This window comes from Cedecea sp. NFIX57 (assembly GCF_900177785.1).
GTDB lineage: Bacteria > Pseudomonadota > Gammaproteobacteria > Enterobacterales > Enterobacteriaceae > Cedecea > Cedecea neteri_C.
Map to the genome: position 1 here is coordinate 67716 of NZ_FXAS01000012.1, position 16127 is coordinate 83842.

Here is a 16127-nt window from a genome sequence, read left to right on the forward strand (position 1 = left end):
ACAGGCATAAAAAAGGGCTGACAGATGTCAGCCCTTTTCGTTATTTCTAACCGCTTATTCCTGCAGATCGCCGCAGAAACGGTAGCCTTCGCCGTGGATGGTGGCGATAATTTCAGGCGTGTCCGGCGTGGATTCGAAATGTTTACGAATGCGACGGATGGTCACATCGACGGTGCGGTCATGCGGCTTCAGCTCGCGACCGGTCATTTTCTTCAACAACTCAGCACGAGACTGAATTTTGCCCGGGTTTTCACAGAAGTGCAGCATCGCGCGGAATTCACTGCGCGGCAGCTTATACTGTTCACCGTTCGGGCTAACCAGAGAGCGGCTGTTGATGTCCAGCTCCCAGCCGTTGAATTTGTAGCTTTCAACGGAACGACGTTCTTCGCTGATGGCCCCTAAGTTCATGGTACGGGACAGCAGGTTACGTGCACGAATAGTCAGCTCACGCGGATTGAAAGGTTTGGTGATGTAGTCATCCGCACCGATTTCAAGACCGAGAATCTTGTCTACTTCGTTGTCACGGCCCGTCAGGAACATCAGCGCCACGTTAGCCTGTTCGCGCAATTCACGCGCCAGCAGCAGGCCGTTTTTACCCGGCAGGTTGATGTCCATAATGACGAGGTTGATGTCATTATCGGCAAGGATTTGATGCATCTCTGCGCCATCGGTCGCTTCAAAAACATCATAGCCTTCCGCTTCAAAAATGCTTTTAAGCGTGTTGCGTGTTACTAATTCGTCTTCGACGATAAGAATGTGCGGGGTCTGCATGTTTGCTACCTAAAATTGCCAACTAAATCGAAACAGGAAGTACAAAAGTCCCTGACCTGCCTGTTACATGCCATAAATTAACATGCCGGGCTTAACATGACTAAAGTACGTAATTGCGTTCTTGATGCACTTTCCATCAACGTCAACAACATCATTAGCTTGGTCGTGGGTACGTTCCCTTTGGACCCGACGGTGTCAAAAACGGCTGTTATCCTAACCATTTTAACAGCAACATAACAGGCTGGAGCTGCTTAGACACCTGATAAAACTACGCTTCGTTGACATATATCAATTTCAATTGTAGCACGTTAACAGTTTCATTAAATCATCGTAGCTCAATGCTAGCTTTTGTCACAACTTTTTAATAATCAAGATCGTAAAGCGTTAAAAAAGTAAGCTGAATCTGGCCTGCAACGGTAATGAGCTTACGGAAAATAAACCATGCTAAACAAGTGGATATAACCGGTGTTTACCCCACTATCATGGTATATAATCACGTAAAAGCATAAGCTTAAGTTATAAGTCCATCGGAAGCCGCTGTCACAATATATGTTGCAACAAAGTAAATTTGCGATGCGTATTATCCAAATTTGTGCATCACTTCGCACGTTTTAACGAATTTTAGAAGAGAGTTCCAATGCGTTTGCCAATTATCCTGGTTTCACCGGCCAGAGCAGAGAACGTCGGGGCCGCGGCCCGGGCGATGAAGACCATGGGGTTTACGGAGATGAGGATCGTTGCCAGTGATGCGCATCTCCAACCCGCCGCGCGCTGGGTGGCGCATGGCGCGGGCGATATCCTTGATGGGATTCACCACTTCGACACGCTCGCGGATGCCTTGAGTGACGTGGATTTTTCTATCGCCACAACGGCCCGCAGCCGGGCGAAGTTTCATTACTACGCGACGCCGCAACAACTGGTGCCAATGCTTGAAGAAAAGCGCCAGTGGGTAGGATGTGCGGCGTTGGTTTTTGGCCGTGAAGATTCCGGGCTGACTAACGAAGAGCTGGAGCTGGCGGATGTTTTAACCGGCGTGCCGATGGTTGCGGATTACCCGTCGCTTAACCTGGGGCAGGCCGTGATGGTTTATTGCTACCAGCTTTCCGCTTTGATGCAGCAACCGCCTGTGGAAAACGTGGCCGTTGACGGGCAACAGTTGAATGCGCTGCGTTTGCGAATGGCGGCGCTTTTGCATCGCCTTGAGGTTGCTGACGACCAAAAAATGGTCGATTGGGTTCAGCAACGTTTGGGCCTGCTGGAGCACAGAGACACGGCAATGCTTCACCGTTTGCTTCATGACATCGAAAAAAAATTGCCAGAATGAAATGTTTTTGAATTTCTCTTTTTTGAGACGTTCATCTAACTTATTGCGCTATTTCTGCTCTTTTACTGTCATTTTTAGTGGTTTTTTCAGCGCGACCGGGCAAGGCGATTTTTTGTGACAGAACTAAAAAAAATTGACTTGGTAAAGGGATTGCTTTAACCAATAGAGCTATTACAAATTTAGAGCACACAACATCCATGTTTCGCTTCAGCCTGATTACCACAATTATCACAACCACCATTACCACAGGTAACGGTGCGGGCTGACGCATACAGGTAAAAATGAAAAAAGCCCGCACCTAAACAGTGCGGGCTTTTTTTTCGGGAAAAAATCAAGGGGTCACAACAATGCGAGTGTTGAAATTCGGCGGTACTTCGGTGGCAAATGCGGAGCGTTTCCTTCGCGTTGCCGATATCCTGGAAAGTAATGCCAAACAGGGGCAGGTGGCGACCGTGCTGTCTGCTCCGGCAAAAATTACTAACCACCTTGTGGCGATGATTGAGAAAACCATCGGGGGCCAGGACGCTGTGCCGAATATCAGCGACGCAGAACGTATTTTTGCTGAACTGCTGAATGGTCTGGCAGAGGCACAGCCGGGATTTCCGCTGGCTGAACTGAAAGGGTTAGTGAATCAGGAGTTTGCCCAGCTTAAGCATGTTCTGCACGGCATCAGCCTGCTGGGCCAGTGCCCGGACAGCATCAATGCGGCGATCATTTGCCGGGGCGAGAAGCTGTCTATCGCTATTATGTCGGGCGTGCTGCAGGCTCGCGGCTACCAGGTGACCGTTATCGATCCGGTTGAGAAGCTGCTGGCGGTGGGGCATTACCTGGATTCCAGCGTGGATATCGCAGAGTCGACCCGCCGTATTGCCGCTAGCCGCATTCCTGAAGATCACATGATCCTGATGGCCGGGTTTACCGCCGGGAACGACAAAGGCGAGCTGGTTGTTCTGGGCCGGAACGGTTCCGACTATTCTGCCGCCGTACTGGCTGCCTGTCTGCGAGCCGATTGTTGTGAGATCTGGACTGACGTCGACGGCGTTTATACCTGCGACCCACGCCAGGTCCCTGATGCCCGACTGCTGAAGTCGATGTCTTACCAGGAAGCGATGGAGCTTTCCTACTTCGGCGCCAAAGTGCTTCACCCGCGCACCATCACCCCGATTGCCCAGTTCCAGATCCCTTGCCTGATTAAAAATACCGGAAATCCGCAGGCGCCAGGTACGCTCATTGGTGACAAGAGCGATGACGAAGGGCTGCCGGTGAAAGGCATCACTAACCTGAACAACATGGCAATGTTCAGTGTTTCAGGCCCAGGCATGAAAGGCATGGTCGGCATGGCCGCTCGAGTGTTTGCCGCCATGTCCCGTGCCGGAATTTCCGTGGTGTTGATCACCCAGTCCTCCTCCGAGTACAGCATCAGCTTCTGCGTTCCGCAGGCTGATTGCGGCCGCGCTCGCAAGGCGATGGAAGACGAATTCTATCTCGAACTGAAAGAAGAGCTGCTGGAGCCGCTGGCGGTGACTGAACGCCTGGCGGTTATCTCTGTCGTAGGCGACGGTATGAAAACGCTGCGCGGTATCTCCGCCAAGTTCTTTGCTGCCCTGGCTCGCGCGAATATCAACATTATTGCTATTGCGCAGGGCTCCTCCGAGCGCTCTATCTCCGTTGTGGTCAATAACGACGATGCTGTGACCGGCGTGCGTGTGACTCACCAGATGCTGTTTAACACCGATCAGGTTATTGAGCTGTTCCTGGTGGGTGTTGGCGGCGTGGGCGCGGCTCTGCTGGAGCAGGTTAAACGCCAACAGGCGTGGCTGAAGGAGAAGCATATCGATTTGCGCGTTTGCGGCGTGGCGAATTCTAAAGCCCTGCTGACTAACGTGCATGGCCTTGATCTCGAAAACTGGCAGCAGGCGCTGGAGCAGGCCAAAGAGCCGTTCAACCTTGGCCGTTTGATCCGCCTGGTGAAAGAGTATCATCTGCTGAACCCGGTGATTGTGGACTGTACCTCCAGCCAGGCGGTGGCGGACCAGTACGCTGATTTCCTGAGCGAAGGTTTCCACGTGGTGACGCCAAACAAAAAGGCCAACACCTCGAGCATGAATTATTACCACCAGCTGCGTAATGCCGCGGAGAGTTCGCGCCGCAAGTTCCTCTATGACACCAACGTGGGGGCGGGGCTGCCGGTGATAGAAAACCTGCAAAACCTGCTGAATGCGGGCGATGAGCTGCAGCGTTTCTCCGGCATTCTTTCCGGGTCGCTTTCTTACATCTTCGGGAAGCTGGATGAGGGAATGAGCTTCTCGCTGGCGACCAGCACTGCGCGCGAAATGGGATATACCGAACCGGATCCGCGTGACGATCTTTCCGGTATGGACGTGGCGCGTAAGCTGTTGATCCTGGCGCGTGAGACCGGGAGCGATTTGGAACTTTCGGATATCGAAATCGAATCCGTACTTCCGGAAAATTTTGATGCGAGCGGAGACGTCGAGTCTTTTATGGCACGCCTTCCTCAGTTGGATGATGAGTTTACGGCTCGTGTGAGGAAGGCGCGTGACGATGGGAAAGTGCTACGTTACGTCGGCATTATTGAAGAAGACGGCAGCTGCAAAGTGAAAATCGACGCCGTAGATGGCAACGATCCGCTGTATAAGGTGAAGAACGGCGAAAATGCCCTGGCCTTCTACAGCCACTATTATCAACCGCTGCCGCTGGTATTGCGTGGCTACGGGGCGGGCAACGATGTTACCGCCGCCGGTGTCTTCGCGGATCTGCTTCGCACCCTGTCATGGAAGTTAGGAGTTTAAGATGGTTAAAGTATATGCCCCGGCTTCCAGCGCCAATATGAGCGTCGGCTTTGATGTGCTGGGTGCGGCGGTCTCGCCGGTTGATGGCTCACATTTGGGGGATTACGTCACGGTTGAAGCGGCAGACAGCTTCAGCCTGACCAACCTTGGACGGTTCGCCAGTAAGCTGCCGGATGAACCACGCGAGAACATTGTTTATCAGTGCTGGGAGCGTTTCTGCCAGGAGATTGGCAAGACTATTCCTGTGGCGATGACGCTTGAGAAAAATATGCCCATCGGCTCCGGGCTGGGGTCCAGTGCCTGTTCGGTGGTGGCTGGCCTGATGGCGATGAATGAATTTTGCGGTAAGCCGTTGAGCGATACACGCCTGCTGGCGCTAATGGGCGAGCTGGAAGGACGTATTTCCGGCAGCATTCATTACGATAACGTTGCGCCTTGTTTCCTGGGCGGCATGCAACTGATGATCGAAGAAAACGGCATCATCAGCCAGCAGGTGCCAGGCTTTGATGAGTGGCTTTGGGTGCTGGCGTATCCGGGCATTAAGGTTTCAACCGCCGAAGCGCGTGCGATTTTACCTGCCCAATACCGCCGCCAGGACTGTATTAGCCACGGTCGCCATCTGGCCGGTTTTATTCATGCCTGTCATACCCGCCAGCCTGCGCTCGCGGCGAAGCTGATGAAGGATGTGATTGCTGAACCATACCGCGCCAAACTGCTGCCGAAGTTTGATGAGTCCCGTAAAGCCGTGGCGGATATCGGCGCGCTGGCTAGCGGGATTTCGGGTTCCGGCCCGACCTTATTTGCACTGTGCGATAACACCGATACCGCGCAGCGCGTGGCTGACTGGCTCAGCCAACATTATTTGCAGAACCAGGAAGGTTTTGTACATATTTGCCGTCTGGATACGGCTGGCGCACGAGTTTTGGGATAAGACATGAAACTGTACAACCTTAAAGATCACAACGAGCAGGTCTCCTTTGCACAGGCGGTTACCCAGGGGCTGGGCAAACAGCAGGGCCTGTTTTTCCCGCATGACCTGCCTGAGTTTGAACTGACTGAAATCGACGCCATGCTGGAGATGGACTTTGTCAGCCGTAGCAGCAAAATTTTGTCCGCATTTATCGGGGATGAGATCCCGCAGGAGATTCTGGAAGAGCGCGTGCGTGCGGCCTTCGCGTTCCCTGCACCGGTGAACATGGTTGAACCGGATGTGGGTTGCCTGGAACTGTTCCACGGCCCAACACTGGCGTTTAAAGACTTTGGCGGGCGCTTTATGGCGCAGATGCTGACCCACATCAGCGGCGACAAGCCTGTGACCATTCTGACGGCAACATCCGGCGATACCGGTGCGGCGGTGGCTCATGCGTTTTACGGCCTTAAGAATGTGCGCGTCGTTATTCTTTATCCGCGTGGCAAAATCAGTCCGCTGCAGGAAAAACTGTTCTGTACCCTCGGTGGGAATATCGAAACCGTTGCAATTGACGGTGATTTTGATGCCTGCCAGGCGCTGGTGAAACAGGCATTTGATGATGAAGAGCTGAAGGTGGCGCTGGGGTTAAACTCGGCAAACTCCATTAACATCAGCCGCCTGCTGGCGCAGATCTGCTACTACTTCGAAGCGGTAGCTCAATTGCCGCAGGAAGCCCGTAATCAGCTGGTGGTCTCCGTACCGAGCGGTAACTTTGGCGACCTGACGGCTGGCCTGCTGGCAAAATCTCTTGGCCTGCCGATTAAGCGCTTTATTGCGGCGACCAATGCCAACGACACCGTTCCGCGTTTCCTGGCTGAAGGCCAGTGGGCGCCTAAAGCGACCGTGGCCACGCTGTCCAACGCCATGGATGTTAGCCAGCCGAACAACTGGCCGCGCGTGGAAGAGCTTTTCCGCCGCAAAATTTGGCGCCTGACCGACCTTGGCTATGCTGCCGTGACCGACGAAACCACCAAAGATACGATGCGCGAGCTGAAGGCAATTGGCTACGTTTCTGAACCGCACGCGGCGATTGCTTACCGCGCTCTGCGCGACCAGCTGCAGCCAGGTGAGTTTGGGCTGTTCCTGGGCACCGCGCATCCGGCGAAGTTTAAAGAGAGCGTGGAAGAGATTCTGGGGGAAGCGCTGCCTCTGCCGGAAGAACTGGCGTCCCGCGCAGATCTGCCGCTGCTGTCCCACAATCTCCCGGCTGATTTTGCCGAACTGCGTAAGTTCATGATGGTTAAAGCGTAATTCTGAAGCCCCATTTTGCTTGTCGAACTGGGGCGTTTTTTCCTGTAAATCAGGGAGAAAATAAGCAGGCATTTAGCAGGAAAAAAGGAGAAATTCCCATAAAATGCGGATGCTTAGAGATTAGGATTGCGGAGAATAACGCGGGCGTGATTTCCGACATAAGCTCATCTTAACGGGCCCACTGGGCCGGCTTAAGAAGTAAGGAGCAAGCTATGTTGAAATCCATTTTTCTGGCGTTGTCCCTGCTGGTGGTGACGCCGCTGGCGGTACAGGCGGGAGAAATCACGCTGGTGCCCGCCGTGACGCTGCACTTTGGCGATCAGGACAACCACGGGCGCTATTGGGACGGTCGTTACTGGCGAGACCACGACTGGTGGGCAAGGCACTATGAGTGGCGTGAACATCGCTGGCAGCGGCATGCAAGATTCGATGGCCCGCCACGGGATCATCACGATAATCGCTGGGATAGATAACCCACGCTAGTTCACAGTAAAACGCCAGCTTAATGCTGGCGTTTTTTTATTGCTCGTGGCGCTTAAACACCAGTTCGTTTTTCTGTGATGCTTCTTCATCAAAGAAATAGCCGTCGGTATTAAACGCTTTCAGTTGTTCTGGCTTCGTCAGGCGATTCTCAATGATGTAGCGGCTCATTAGCCCACGTGCTTTTTTCGCATAGAAGCTGATGACTTTAAATTTGCCGTTCTTTTCATCGAGGAAAACGGGCTTGATGATCTCCGCGTTCAGCTTCTTCGGCTTCACCGCTTTAAAGTATTCATCAGACGCCAGGTTGACCACGATATTGTCGCCCTGGGTGGCCAGCACCTGATTCAGCTTGTCGGTAATTGTCTCGCCCCAGAAGTGATACAGATCTTTGCCCTTCGGGTTTTCCAGGCGAATTCCCATTTCCAGCCGGTAAGGTTGCATTAAATCCAGCGGACGCAGCACGCCGTACAACCCGGAAAGCATACGCAGGTGCTGCTGGGCAAAATCAAAGTCTGCCTCGCTAAACTCTTCGGCCTGCAGGCCGGTATAAACATCGCCTTTAAAGGCGAGAATAGCCGGACGCGCGTTTTGTGGCGTAAATGCCGGGTGCCACTCGTGGAAACGGGTTTCGTTCAGAGAGGCCAGCTTATCGCTGATGCTCATCAGGGAAGCAATTTGCGGGGCGCTTAGTTTGCGGGCAACGCCGATTAACTGCTGTGAATATTCCAACAGTTCCGGCTGTGTATAGCGGTCCGTCGGCAGCTCGCTTTGGTAATCCAGCGTCTTGGCAGGTGAGATAAGAATTAGCATGTCCACTCCTTGCATAGTTTGGCCGTTACTTTAGCAAATTTCCCGCCTGTCGCGGCCTATGGCTGCAATCAGCTAAGGTTTTTTTTCCACGTCTCTGTCCCAAACGCCGGGCGCCAGCTGGTTCTTAATCTCCGGGAAACGGTTGGGATTGAAAATAGGCGATATGCCCAGCTTTTGCTGGCGAAGATAATCTGCTGCTATCGCTTTCACCACCGGTGAAAGCAGCAGGATCGCCGTGATATTGGTTATCGCCATAATCGCCATCGCCACGTCTGCCAACTGCCAGACCAGCGGCAGCGCAGCCTGAGTTCCGAACATCACCATGGCGAGTACCATAAAGCGCAGTAAAAATTTCAGCGCGCGGCTGTCCTGGTTCAGGAACAACAAATTGTTCTCGGCGTAGGTGTAATTCGCCATGATAGACGTGAAGGCGAACAGGAAAACGATCACCACGATAAAGCCGCTGCCCCAGTCGCCCACGGCTGAGCTGAGCGCCTGTTGAACCAGAATAATGCCGCTGCGTGACGTTTCAATGCCGTCCATCATGCCGGACATCAGCACAATGGCGGCTGTCGCGGTGCAGATGATTGCTGTATCAATTAACACCCCAAACATTTGCACCACGCCCTGAGTTGCCGGGTGTGGAGGCCATGCGGCAGCGGCTGCGGCGGCATTTGGTGTGGAACCCATGCCCGCTTCGTTAGAAAACATCCCGCGCTGGAAGCCATTGGTGATGGCCTGGCTGACGGTATAACCCAGCGCGCCCGAAGCGGCTTCGTGCCAGCCAAAGGCGTGGCTGAAAATCAGCCTGATGACTTCGGGGAAACGTTCAATGTGCAGCCCCACAACATACAGGCTCATGCATACCCAGAGTAAGGCCATCAGCGGCACCAGCCACTGGGAGAGGCGAGCAATGGTCCGCATTCCTCGCCAGATGACTAGCGCGGTAACAGTCACCAGGAAAAGGCCCACCCAGATTTTCGGCACATCAAACGCGTAGTGAGTGGCAATCGCAATTGAGTTGGCCTGTACGGCGTTGAACACCATGCCGAAGGCAACGATCAAAAAGACGGAAAACAGCACGCCCATCCAGCGCATACCAAGCCCGCGTTCCATATACCAGGCCGGGCCGCCGCGATAGTTTCCTTCTTTGTCGCGGGTTTTATAGAGCTGGGCGAGGGAGCATTCTGCGAAGGCGGTGGCCATGCTGAGCACGGCGGCAACCCACATCCAGAACACCGATCCGGGGCCACCAGCTGAGATGGCCAGCGCAATGCCCGCAAGGTTACCGCTGCCGACGCGCGCGGCAAGGCTGGTGCAAAGAGCCTGGAATGAGGATATTCCGGAAGGATCCGGCGAGTCGCTGTTGCGCAGGAAAAGGCGCAGCCGGGTAAAGTAACGGAACTGGACGAAGCCGCTGCGGAAGGTGAACCAGATGCCCGCGCCAATCAGCAGCCAAAGCAGGACCGAGCCCCAAAGCACCTCGTTGATAAATAATAAAAAATCTGTCATTAACGTCCCTCTTGTTAATGCGTGATGGCGGCGAGGTTGACGAGCCCGGGCCATGCAATCCATTACGTTACAGATAAATTGGCGGTCGAGTTTAGCATATTCTCGCCCACTGGACGGACAGCACTTGTCGCGGTTGCACCTGATGGGCGGCGTGATATCATCAAGCCAGACCGGTTACATCTCCCTAACAAGCTACACCTGAAGAGAAACACTCATTATGACGGATAAATTGACTTCTTTGCGTCAACTGACCACCGTGGTTGCTGACACCGGAGATATCGCGGCGATGAAGCTGTACCAGCCGCAAGATGCTACTACCAACCCTTCTCTGATCCTTAACGCTGCACAGATCCCTGAGTACCGTAAACTGATCGACGAAGCGATTACCTGGGCTCGTAGCCAGAGCAACGATCGCGCTCAGCAGGTGGTTGACGCTTCCGACAAGCTGGCTGTAAACATCGGCCTGGAAATTCTGAAGCTGATCCCTGGCCGTATCTCTACCGAAGTGGATGCTCGCCTGTCCTATGACACCGAAGCCAGCATCGCGAAAGCCAAACACCTGATCAAGCTCTACAACGACGCGGGCATCAGCAACGATCGCATCCTGATTAAACTGGCTTCTACCTGGCAGGGCATCCGCGCTGCAGAGCAGCTGGAAAAAGAAGGCATCAACTGTAACCTGACCCTGCTGTTCTCCTTCGCTCAGGCTCGTGCCTGTGCTGAAGCTGGCGTGTTCCTGATTTCTCCGTTTGTTGGCCGTATCCTTGACTGGTACAAAGCTAACACCGACAAGAAAGAGTACGCGCCGCAGGAAGATCCAGGCGTGGTTTCCGTGACCGAAATCTACCAGTACTACAAGCAGCACGGTTATGAAACCGTGGTGATGGGCGCAAGCTTCCGTAACGTCGGTGAAATCATCGAGCTGGCTGGCTGCGACCGCCTGACCATTGCTCCTGCGCTGCTAAAAGAGCTGGCAGAAAGCGAAGGTACCATCGAGCGTAAGCTGAGCTACACCGGCGAAGTGAAAGCGCGTCCTGAGCGCATCACCGAGTCTCAGTTCCTGTGGCAGCACAACCAGGATCCAATGGCCGTAGACAAACTGGCGGACGGTATCCGTAAGTTTGCAATCGACCAGGAAAAACTGGAAAAAATGATCGGCGATCTGCTGTAATCATTCTCGTGGCCGGCTTGCGTCGGCCACGCTTTTCACCGCTTTCCCTGTCTGCAACGCCTTTCCCCGTGTATCATTCCTCTCAGACTTGCTGATTTCCGGGATTGATATGAATACCTTACGCATTGGACTTGTGTCCATTTCAGACCGCGCTTCCAGCGGCGTTTATCAGGATAAAGGCATTCCTGCGCTGCAAGAGTGGCTCGAACAGACGCTGACAACACCTTTTAAGATAGAAACCCGTCTGATCCCTGACGAACAATCCATCATTGAACAAGCGCTCTGCGAGCTAGTGGATGAAATGGCCTGCCATTTGGTGCTGACAACCGGTGGGACCGGGCCGGCGCGTCGTGACGTAACGCCGGATGCTACGCTTGCCGTTGCCGATCGTTTAATGCCCGGCTTTGGCGAACAGATGCGTCAGATCAGCCTGCATTTTGTCCCGACGGCGATCCTTTCTCGTCAGGTAGGCGTCATTCGTAAACAGGCCTTGATCCTCAACCTTCCGGGGCAGCCAAAATCTATTCAGGAAACGCTGGAAGGCGTGAAAGATGAAACCGGCAAGGTTGTGGTGCCGGGGATTTTTGCAAGTGTACCGTATTGTATACAGTTGCTGGATGGGCCTTATGTTGAAACGCATGACCATGTGGTAGCAGCTTTCCGTCCTAAAAGTGCTCGTCGCGAGACAAAACCCTGAATAATTAGCTTTTGTGACATAAGATCGAATTGGTATGGAGTGTGAACATTTTACCGTTATAGTAACTCTGGCTTTACAGCTAAACGGAAAAAATAATTAACACTCCTCTTTACAAGCGGTCCCCTATGTCAAAACAGCACGCCAGACCTCTTAACCGGCAGGATTATAAAACCCTGACGCTTGCTGCCCTCGGCGGCGCCCTCGAATTCTACGACTTCATTATCTTCGTCTTCTTTGCGGCAGTGCTGGGAGAGCTCTTCTTCCCGGCTGATATCCCGGAGTGGCTGCGCCAGGTGCAGACATTCGCTATTTTCGCGGCCGGTTATCTTGTGCGCCCACTGGGCGGGGTTGTGATGGCGCACTTTGGCGATCTGGTCGGCCGCAAAAAGATGTTTACCCTCAGCATTCTGCTGATGGCGGTACCGACGCTGGCCATTGGTTTGCTGCCAACGTATGCCTCGTTAGGCATTGCGGCTCCGTTGTTGCTGTTGCTGATGCGTATTCTGCAGGGGGCGGCAATCGGCGGCGAAGTGCCGGGCGCCTGGGTGTTTGTCTCTGAGCATGTGCCGGATAAGCGGATTGGTATTGCCTGCGGCATTTTGACGATGGGTCTGACCGTCGGGATTCTGTTGGGCTCCGTGGTGGCAACCATTATTAATACTTCCATGACCCAGCAGGCGATTCATGATGGCGGCTGGCGCATTCCTTTCTTCCTTGGCGGGATTTTTGGCCTGGTGGCGATGTATCTTCGCCGCTGGTTGCGTGAAACGCCAATCTTCCTCGAAATGCAGCAGCGTAAAGCGTTGGCTGAGGAGCTGCCGCTTAAGTCAGTAGTGGTTGGGCATAAAAAAGCAGTGGTTGTCTCTATGCTGCTGACCTGGCTGCTCTCCGCCTGCATCGTGGTGGTGATTTTGATGTCACCGATTTGGCTGCAAAAACAGCATGGGATCGCGCCTGCCTTAACGCTGCAGGCAAACAGTATTGCCACGATTATGCTGTGCGTGGGTTGTCTGCTGGCAGGACTGGCGGCTGACCGCTTTGGCTCAGGGAAAACCTTTACCGTCGGCAGCGTCTTGCTCGCCATCTGTAGCTGGATGTTTTATCACCTGAGTGGGACGCATCCGGAACATCTCTTCTTGCTCTATGGCCTGGTTGGGCTGAGCGTGGGGGTGGTTGGCGCGGTGCCATTTGTTATGGTGCGAGCCTTCCCGGCGCAGGTGCGATTCACCGGAATTTCGTTTTCTTACAACCTGTCCTATGCCATTTTTGGCGGCCTGACGCCGATTGCGGTCACAATGCTAATGGGCGTTTCGCCGATGGCCCCGGCCTGGTATGTGTTGGCGCTTGCTATCGTGGGTTTGGTGATGGGGATTTGGCTGAGAAAGGATATTCATCATCAGGATAAGATAGAAGAAGGGGCTCTGACGCCTTCCTGAATAAAAAAACGCGGAGCAAGGCTCCGCGTTTTGCTTTCCGCTAAAGGAAGATTAGTGCTTTTCGCCGATCGGCAGCACGGTGCGGCCAAACTGCTCGTTCAGCACTTCACCCATCGCCAGGTAGATAGCGCTTGCGCCACACACCAGGCCAATCCAGCCCGCGACTTTCACCATACCTTCGTTATCTGCCAGGTGGCCAATTGCCAGCAGGGCAAACAGCACGGTCAGGCTGGCAAAGACGAACTGCAGCATACGTGGTGCTTTCAGAGTACCGAAGAACATGAACAGGGTGAATACACCCCACAGGCCCAGGTACGCGCCAAGGAAGTGACCGTTGGCCGCATCGCTAAGGCCCATCTTAGGCATCAGCAGAATCGCCACCAGCGTCAGCCAGAAAGAGCCGTAGGAGGTGAAGGCGGTTAAACCGAAAGTGTTCCCTTTTTTAAACTCCAGCAGGCCCGCGAAGATTTGCGCGATACCGCCGTAGAAAATCCCCATCGCGAGGATAGTAACGTCAAAACCAAAAATACCTGCGTTATGCAGGTTGAGCAAAATGGTGGTCATGCCGAAGCCCATTAAGCCCAGGGGAGCTGGATTAGCCAACTTAGTGTTGCCCATAGTTCCTCTGAAAAATTCATCTGAAATGTAGTGTTAATTAAGGCCCCGCAGCCGGGAGTCCGGTTGCGGGCGCGGCATAATAATCAGGCAGCACGTCGCCGTCTATGATCTGAGCGGGGGGAAAGCGGAAAATTTTTTTTCACCTGCCCCTTGATGGAAAGCGTTGCGACCCCATCTTGTATGCAACCGCAGTTGGCGGACCTGAAAAAAAACGCTTCGGGCAGTTGAAACAGACGCTTTTGCCCGCATAACAGGTTCACAACCACATGATGACGAATTTTTAGTGGAGACGTTTAGATGGGTAAAATTATTGGTATCGACCTGGGGACTACTAACTCTTGTGTCGCGATTATGGATGGTACAACTGCTCGTGTGCTGGAGAACGCCGAGGGCGACCGCACCACGCCTTCTATCATTGCTTACACGCAGGACGGCGAAATCCTGGTAGGTCAGCCGGCTAAACGTCAGGCAGTGACTAACCCGCAAAACACTCTGTTTGCGATTAAACGCCTGATTGGCCGTCGCTTCCAGGACGAAGAAGTGCAGCGTGATGAAGCCATCATGCCTTACAAAATCATCGGCGCTGACAACGGCGACGCATGGATTGACGTAAAAGGTCAGAAAATGGCACCGCCGCAGATCTCTGCTGAAGTGCTGAAGAAAATGAAGAAAACCGCTGAAGATTACCTGGGTGAGCCGGTAACCGAAGCTGTTATCACCGTTCCAGCATACTTTAACGATGCTCAGCGTCAGGCAACCAAAGACGCCGGCCGTATCGCAGGTCTGGACGTGAAACGTATCATCAACGAACCAACCGCTGCCGCACTGGCTTACGGTCTGGATAAAGAAGTTGGCAACCGTACTATCGCGGTTTACGACCTTGGTGGTGGTACTTTCGATATCTCTATTATCGAAATCGACGAAGTTGACGGCGAGAAAACCTTCGAAGTTCTGGCAACCAACGGTGATACCCACCTGGGTGGTGAAGACTTCGACAGCCGCATGATCAACTACCTCGTTGACGAGTTTAAGAAAGATCAGGGCATTGACCTGCGTAACGATCCGCTGGCAATGCAGCGCCTGAAAGAAGCGGCAGAAAAAGCAAAAATCGAGCTTTCTTCTGCACAGCAGACCGACGTGAACCTGCCGTACATCACTGCAGACGCGACCGGTCCAAAACACATGAACATCAAAGTGACCCGTGCGAAACTGGAATCCCTGGTCGAAGACCTGGTGAACCGTTCTATCGAGCCACTGAAAGTTGCCCTGCAGGATGCTGGCCTGTCCGTTTCCGATATCCAGGACGTTATCCTGGTCGGCGGTCAGACTCGTATGCCAATGGTGCAGAAAAAAGTTGCTGAGTTCTTCGGTAAAGAGCCACGTAAAGACGTTAACCCGGATGAAGCTGTTGCTATCGGTGCAGCGGTTCAGGGCGGCGTGCTGACCGGTGATGTAAAAGACGTACTGCTGCTGGACGTTACCCCGCTGTCTCTGGGTATCGAAACCATGGGTGGCGTGATGACTGCGCTTATCAGCAAAAACACCACCATCCCGACCAAGCACAGCCAGGTGTTCTCTACCGCTGAAGACAACCAGTCTGCGGTAACCATCCATGTGATTCAGGGTGAACGTAAACGTGCATCCGATAACAAATCACTGGGTCAGTTCAACCTGGACGGGATCAGCGCGGCACCGCGCGGTATGCCACAGATCGAAGTCACCTTTGACATTGATGCTGACGGTATCCTGCACGTTTCTGCAAAAGACAAAAACAGCGGTAAAGAGCAGAAGATCACCATCAAGGCATCTTCCGGTCTGAACGAAGACGAAATCCAGAAAATGGTTCGTGATGCAGAAGCTAACGCCGAAGCTGACCGTAAGTTCGAAGAGCTGGTTCAGACCCGTAACCAGGGCGACCATCTGCTGCACAGCACCCGTAAGCAGGTTGAAGAAGCAGGCGACAAACTGCCGGCTGACGACAAAACTGCTATTGAGTCTGCGCTGACTGCGCTGGAAGCGTCGCTGAAAGGCGAAGATAAAGCGGACATCGAAGCTAAAATTCAGGCTCTGGCTGAAGTTTCCCAGAAGCTGATGGAACTGGCTCAGCAGCAGCACGCTGAGCAGCAGGCTGGCAATGCTGCTGATGCAGGCAACGCTAACGCCGGTAAAGACGACGATGTTGTCGATGCCGAGTTCGAAGAAGTTAAAGATAAAAAATAATCGCCCTGATGCAGGGTAATTAACTGGCACGGGCGCGGAGTTTACTCCACGCCC

General features: G+C 53.5%; 15 protein-coding genes and 1 other annotated feature. Of the genes, 11 read left to right on the plus strand and 4 right to left on the minus strand.

The annotated features are described in order from the left end of the window. Positions 1–54: 54 nt before the first annotated feature. A complete protein-coding gene (arcA, locus tag B9Y90_RS12265) occupies positions 55–771 on the minus strand; it encodes a two-component system response regulator ArcA (RefSeq protein WP_008461663.1) in 717 nt (238 codons plus the stop codon). Between the two features lie 96 nt (positions 772–867). On the opposite strand from arcA, the gene yjjY reads away from it, so the two are divergent. The 7 genes from yjjY to B9Y90_RS12295 all read left to right on the plus strand — a co-directional run bounded on the left by yjjY (position 868) and on the right by B9Y90_RS12295 (position 7599). Next, positions 868–1008, plus strand: coding sequence for a YjjY family protein (yjjY, locus tag B9Y90_RS26445; RefSeq protein ID WP_001541509.1), 141 nt, complete (start codon positions 868–870; stop codon positions 1006–1008). Positions 1009–1408: 400 nt separating this feature from the next. Then, a complete protein-coding gene (locus B9Y90_RS12270) occupies positions 1409–2095 on the plus strand; it encodes a tRNA/rRNA methyltransferase (protein WP_039290136.1) in 687 nt (228 codons plus the stop codon). A gap of 197 nt (positions 2096–2292) precedes the next feature. Continuing rightward, complete coding sequence (gene thrL / locus B9Y90_RS12275) at positions 2293–2361, plus strand: thr operon leader peptide (RefSeq protein WP_071530522.1); 69 nt, start codon at positions 2293–2295, stop codon at positions 2359–2361. After that, positions 2300–2417 (plus strand) — a sequence feature (Thr leader region). (Overlaps the previous gene by 62 nt.) 25 nt (positions 2418–2442) lie before the next feature. Beyond that, positions 2443–4905 (plus strand): bifunctional aspartate kinase/homoserine dehydrogenase I, encoded by a 2463-nt coding sequence (gene thrA, locus B9Y90_RS12280; RefSeq protein WP_039290138.1) that lies wholly within the window; start codon positions 2443–2445, stop codon positions 4903–4905. Position 4906: 1 nt separating this feature from the next. Beyond that, positions 4907–5836 carry a homoserine kinase gene (gene thrB / locus B9Y90_RS12285; protein WP_008461668.1) on the plus strand — a complete coding sequence of 310 codons (930 nt, stop codon included), beginning with the start codon at positions 4907–4909 and terminating at the stop codon, positions 5834–5836. Between the two features lie 3 nt (positions 5837–5839). Beyond that, complete coding sequence (gene thrC / locus B9Y90_RS12290; RefSeq protein WP_008461670.1) at positions 5840–7126, plus strand: threonine synthase; 1287 nt, start codon at positions 5840–5842, stop codon at positions 7124–7126. Between the two features lie 212 nt (positions 7127–7338). Continuing rightward, on the plus strand, positions 7339–7599 hold the full coding sequence (locus B9Y90_RS12295; RefSeq protein ID WP_085541379.1) for a DUF2502 domain-containing protein: 261 nt from the start codon (positions 7339–7341) through the stop codon (positions 7597–7599). A 46-nt stretch (positions 7600–7645) separates the two neighbouring features. Here B9Y90_RS12295 and yaaA read toward each other — a convergent pair whose 3' ends face one another. Further along, entirely contained in the window at positions 7646–8419 is a 774-nt protein-coding gene (gene yaaA, locus B9Y90_RS12300) for a peroxide stress protein YaaA (protein WP_085541380.1), read from the minus strand. Positions 8420–8491: 72 nt separating this feature from the next. Beyond that, positions 8492–9931, minus strand: a complete 1440-nt coding sequence (locus B9Y90_RS12305; RefSeq protein WP_085541381.1) for an alanine/glycine:cation symporter family protein — start codon at positions 9929–9931, stop codon at positions 8492–8494. 217 nt (positions 9932–10148) lie between these two features. On the opposite strand from B9Y90_RS12305, the gene tal reads away from it, so the two are divergent. From tal to B9Y90_RS12320, 3 genes are all read left to right on the plus strand, one after another. Continuing rightward, positions 10149–11102 (plus strand): transaldolase, encoded by a 954-nt coding sequence (tal, locus tag B9Y90_RS12310; RefSeq protein WP_039290154.1) that lies wholly within the window; start codon positions 10149–10151, stop codon positions 11100–11102. A gap of 109 nt (positions 11103–11211) precedes the next feature. After that, on the plus strand, positions 11212–11799 hold the full coding sequence (mog, locus tag B9Y90_RS12315; RefSeq protein ID WP_085541382.1) for a molybdopterin adenylyltransferase: 588 nt from the start codon (positions 11212–11214) through the stop codon (positions 11797–11799). 125 nt (positions 11800–11924) lie between these two features. Then, positions 11925–13235, plus strand: coding sequence for an MFS transporter (locus B9Y90_RS12320; RefSeq protein ID WP_085541383.1), 1311 nt, complete (start codon positions 11925–11927; stop codon positions 13233–13235). A gap of 51 nt (positions 13236–13286) precedes the next feature. Here the strand turns inward: B9Y90_RS12320 and satP are convergent, their stop codons facing one another. Then, on the minus strand, positions 13287–13853 hold the full coding sequence (satP, locus tag B9Y90_RS12325; RefSeq protein WP_008461687.1) for an acetate uptake transporter: 567 nt from the start codon (positions 13851–13853) through the stop codon (positions 13287–13289). Between the two features lie 297 nt (positions 13854–14150). On the opposite strand from satP, the gene dnaK reads away from it, so the two are divergent. Next, positions 14151–16073 carry a molecular chaperone DnaK gene (dnaK, locus tag B9Y90_RS12330; protein WP_085541384.1) on the plus strand — a complete coding sequence of 641 codons (1923 nt, stop codon included), beginning with the start codon at positions 14151–14153 and terminating at the stop codon, positions 16071–16073. Positions 16074–16127: the final 54 nt, after the last annotated feature.

Excerpts from the sequence above, each read along its gene's own strand:
- arcA (WP_008461663.1), bottom strand. The coding sequence starts at position 771 with ATGCAGACCCCGCACATTCTTATCGTCGAAGACGAATTAGTAACACGC.
- B9Y90_RS12320 (WP_085541383.1), top strand. The coding sequence starts at position 11,925 with ATGTCAAAACAGCACGCCAGACCTCTTAACCGGCAGGATTATAAAACC.
- thrA (WP_039290138.1), top strand. The coding sequence starts at position 2,443 with ATGCGAGTGTTGAAATTCGGCGGTACTTCGGTGGCAAATGCGGAGCGT.
- yjjY (WP_001541509.1), top strand. The coding sequence starts at position 868 with ATGACTAAAGTACGTAATTGCGTTCTTGATGCACTTTCCATCAACGTC.
- mog (WP_085541382.1), top strand. The coding sequence starts at position 11,212 with ATGAATACCTTACGCATTGGACTTGTGTCCATTTCAGACCGCGCTTCC.
- B9Y90_RS12270 (WP_039290136.1), top strand. The coding sequence starts at position 1,409 with ATGCGTTTGCCAATTATCCTGGTTTCACCGGCCAGAGCAGAGAACGTC.
- satP (WP_008461687.1), bottom strand. The coding sequence starts at position 13,853 with ATGGGCAACACTAAGTTGGCTAATCCAGCTCCCCTGGGCTTAATGGGC.
- dnaK (WP_085541384.1), top strand. The coding sequence starts at position 14,151 with ATGGGTAAAATTATTGGTATCGACCTGGGGACTACTAACTCTTGTGTC.
- B9Y90_RS12305 (WP_085541381.1), bottom strand. The coding sequence starts at position 9,931 with ATGACAGATTTTTTATTATTTATCAACGAGGTGCTTTGGGGCTCGGTC.
- yaaA (WP_085541380.1), bottom strand. The coding sequence starts at position 8,419 with ATGCTAATTCTTATCTCACCTGCCAAGACGCTGGATTACCAAAGCGAG.
- thrC (WP_008461670.1), top strand. The coding sequence starts at position 5,840 with ATGAAACTGTACAACCTTAAAGATCACAACGAGCAGGTCTCCTTTGCA.
- B9Y90_RS12295 (WP_085541379.1), top strand. The coding sequence starts at position 7,339 with ATGTTGAAATCCATTTTTCTGGCGTTGTCCCTGCTGGTGGTGACGCCG.
- thrB (WP_008461668.1), top strand. The coding sequence starts at position 4,907 with ATGGTTAAAGTATATGCCCCGGCTTCCAGCGCCAATATGAGCGTCGGC.
- tal (WP_039290154.1), top strand. The coding sequence starts at position 10,149 with ATGACGGATAAATTGACTTCTTTGCGTCAACTGACCACCGTGGTTGCT.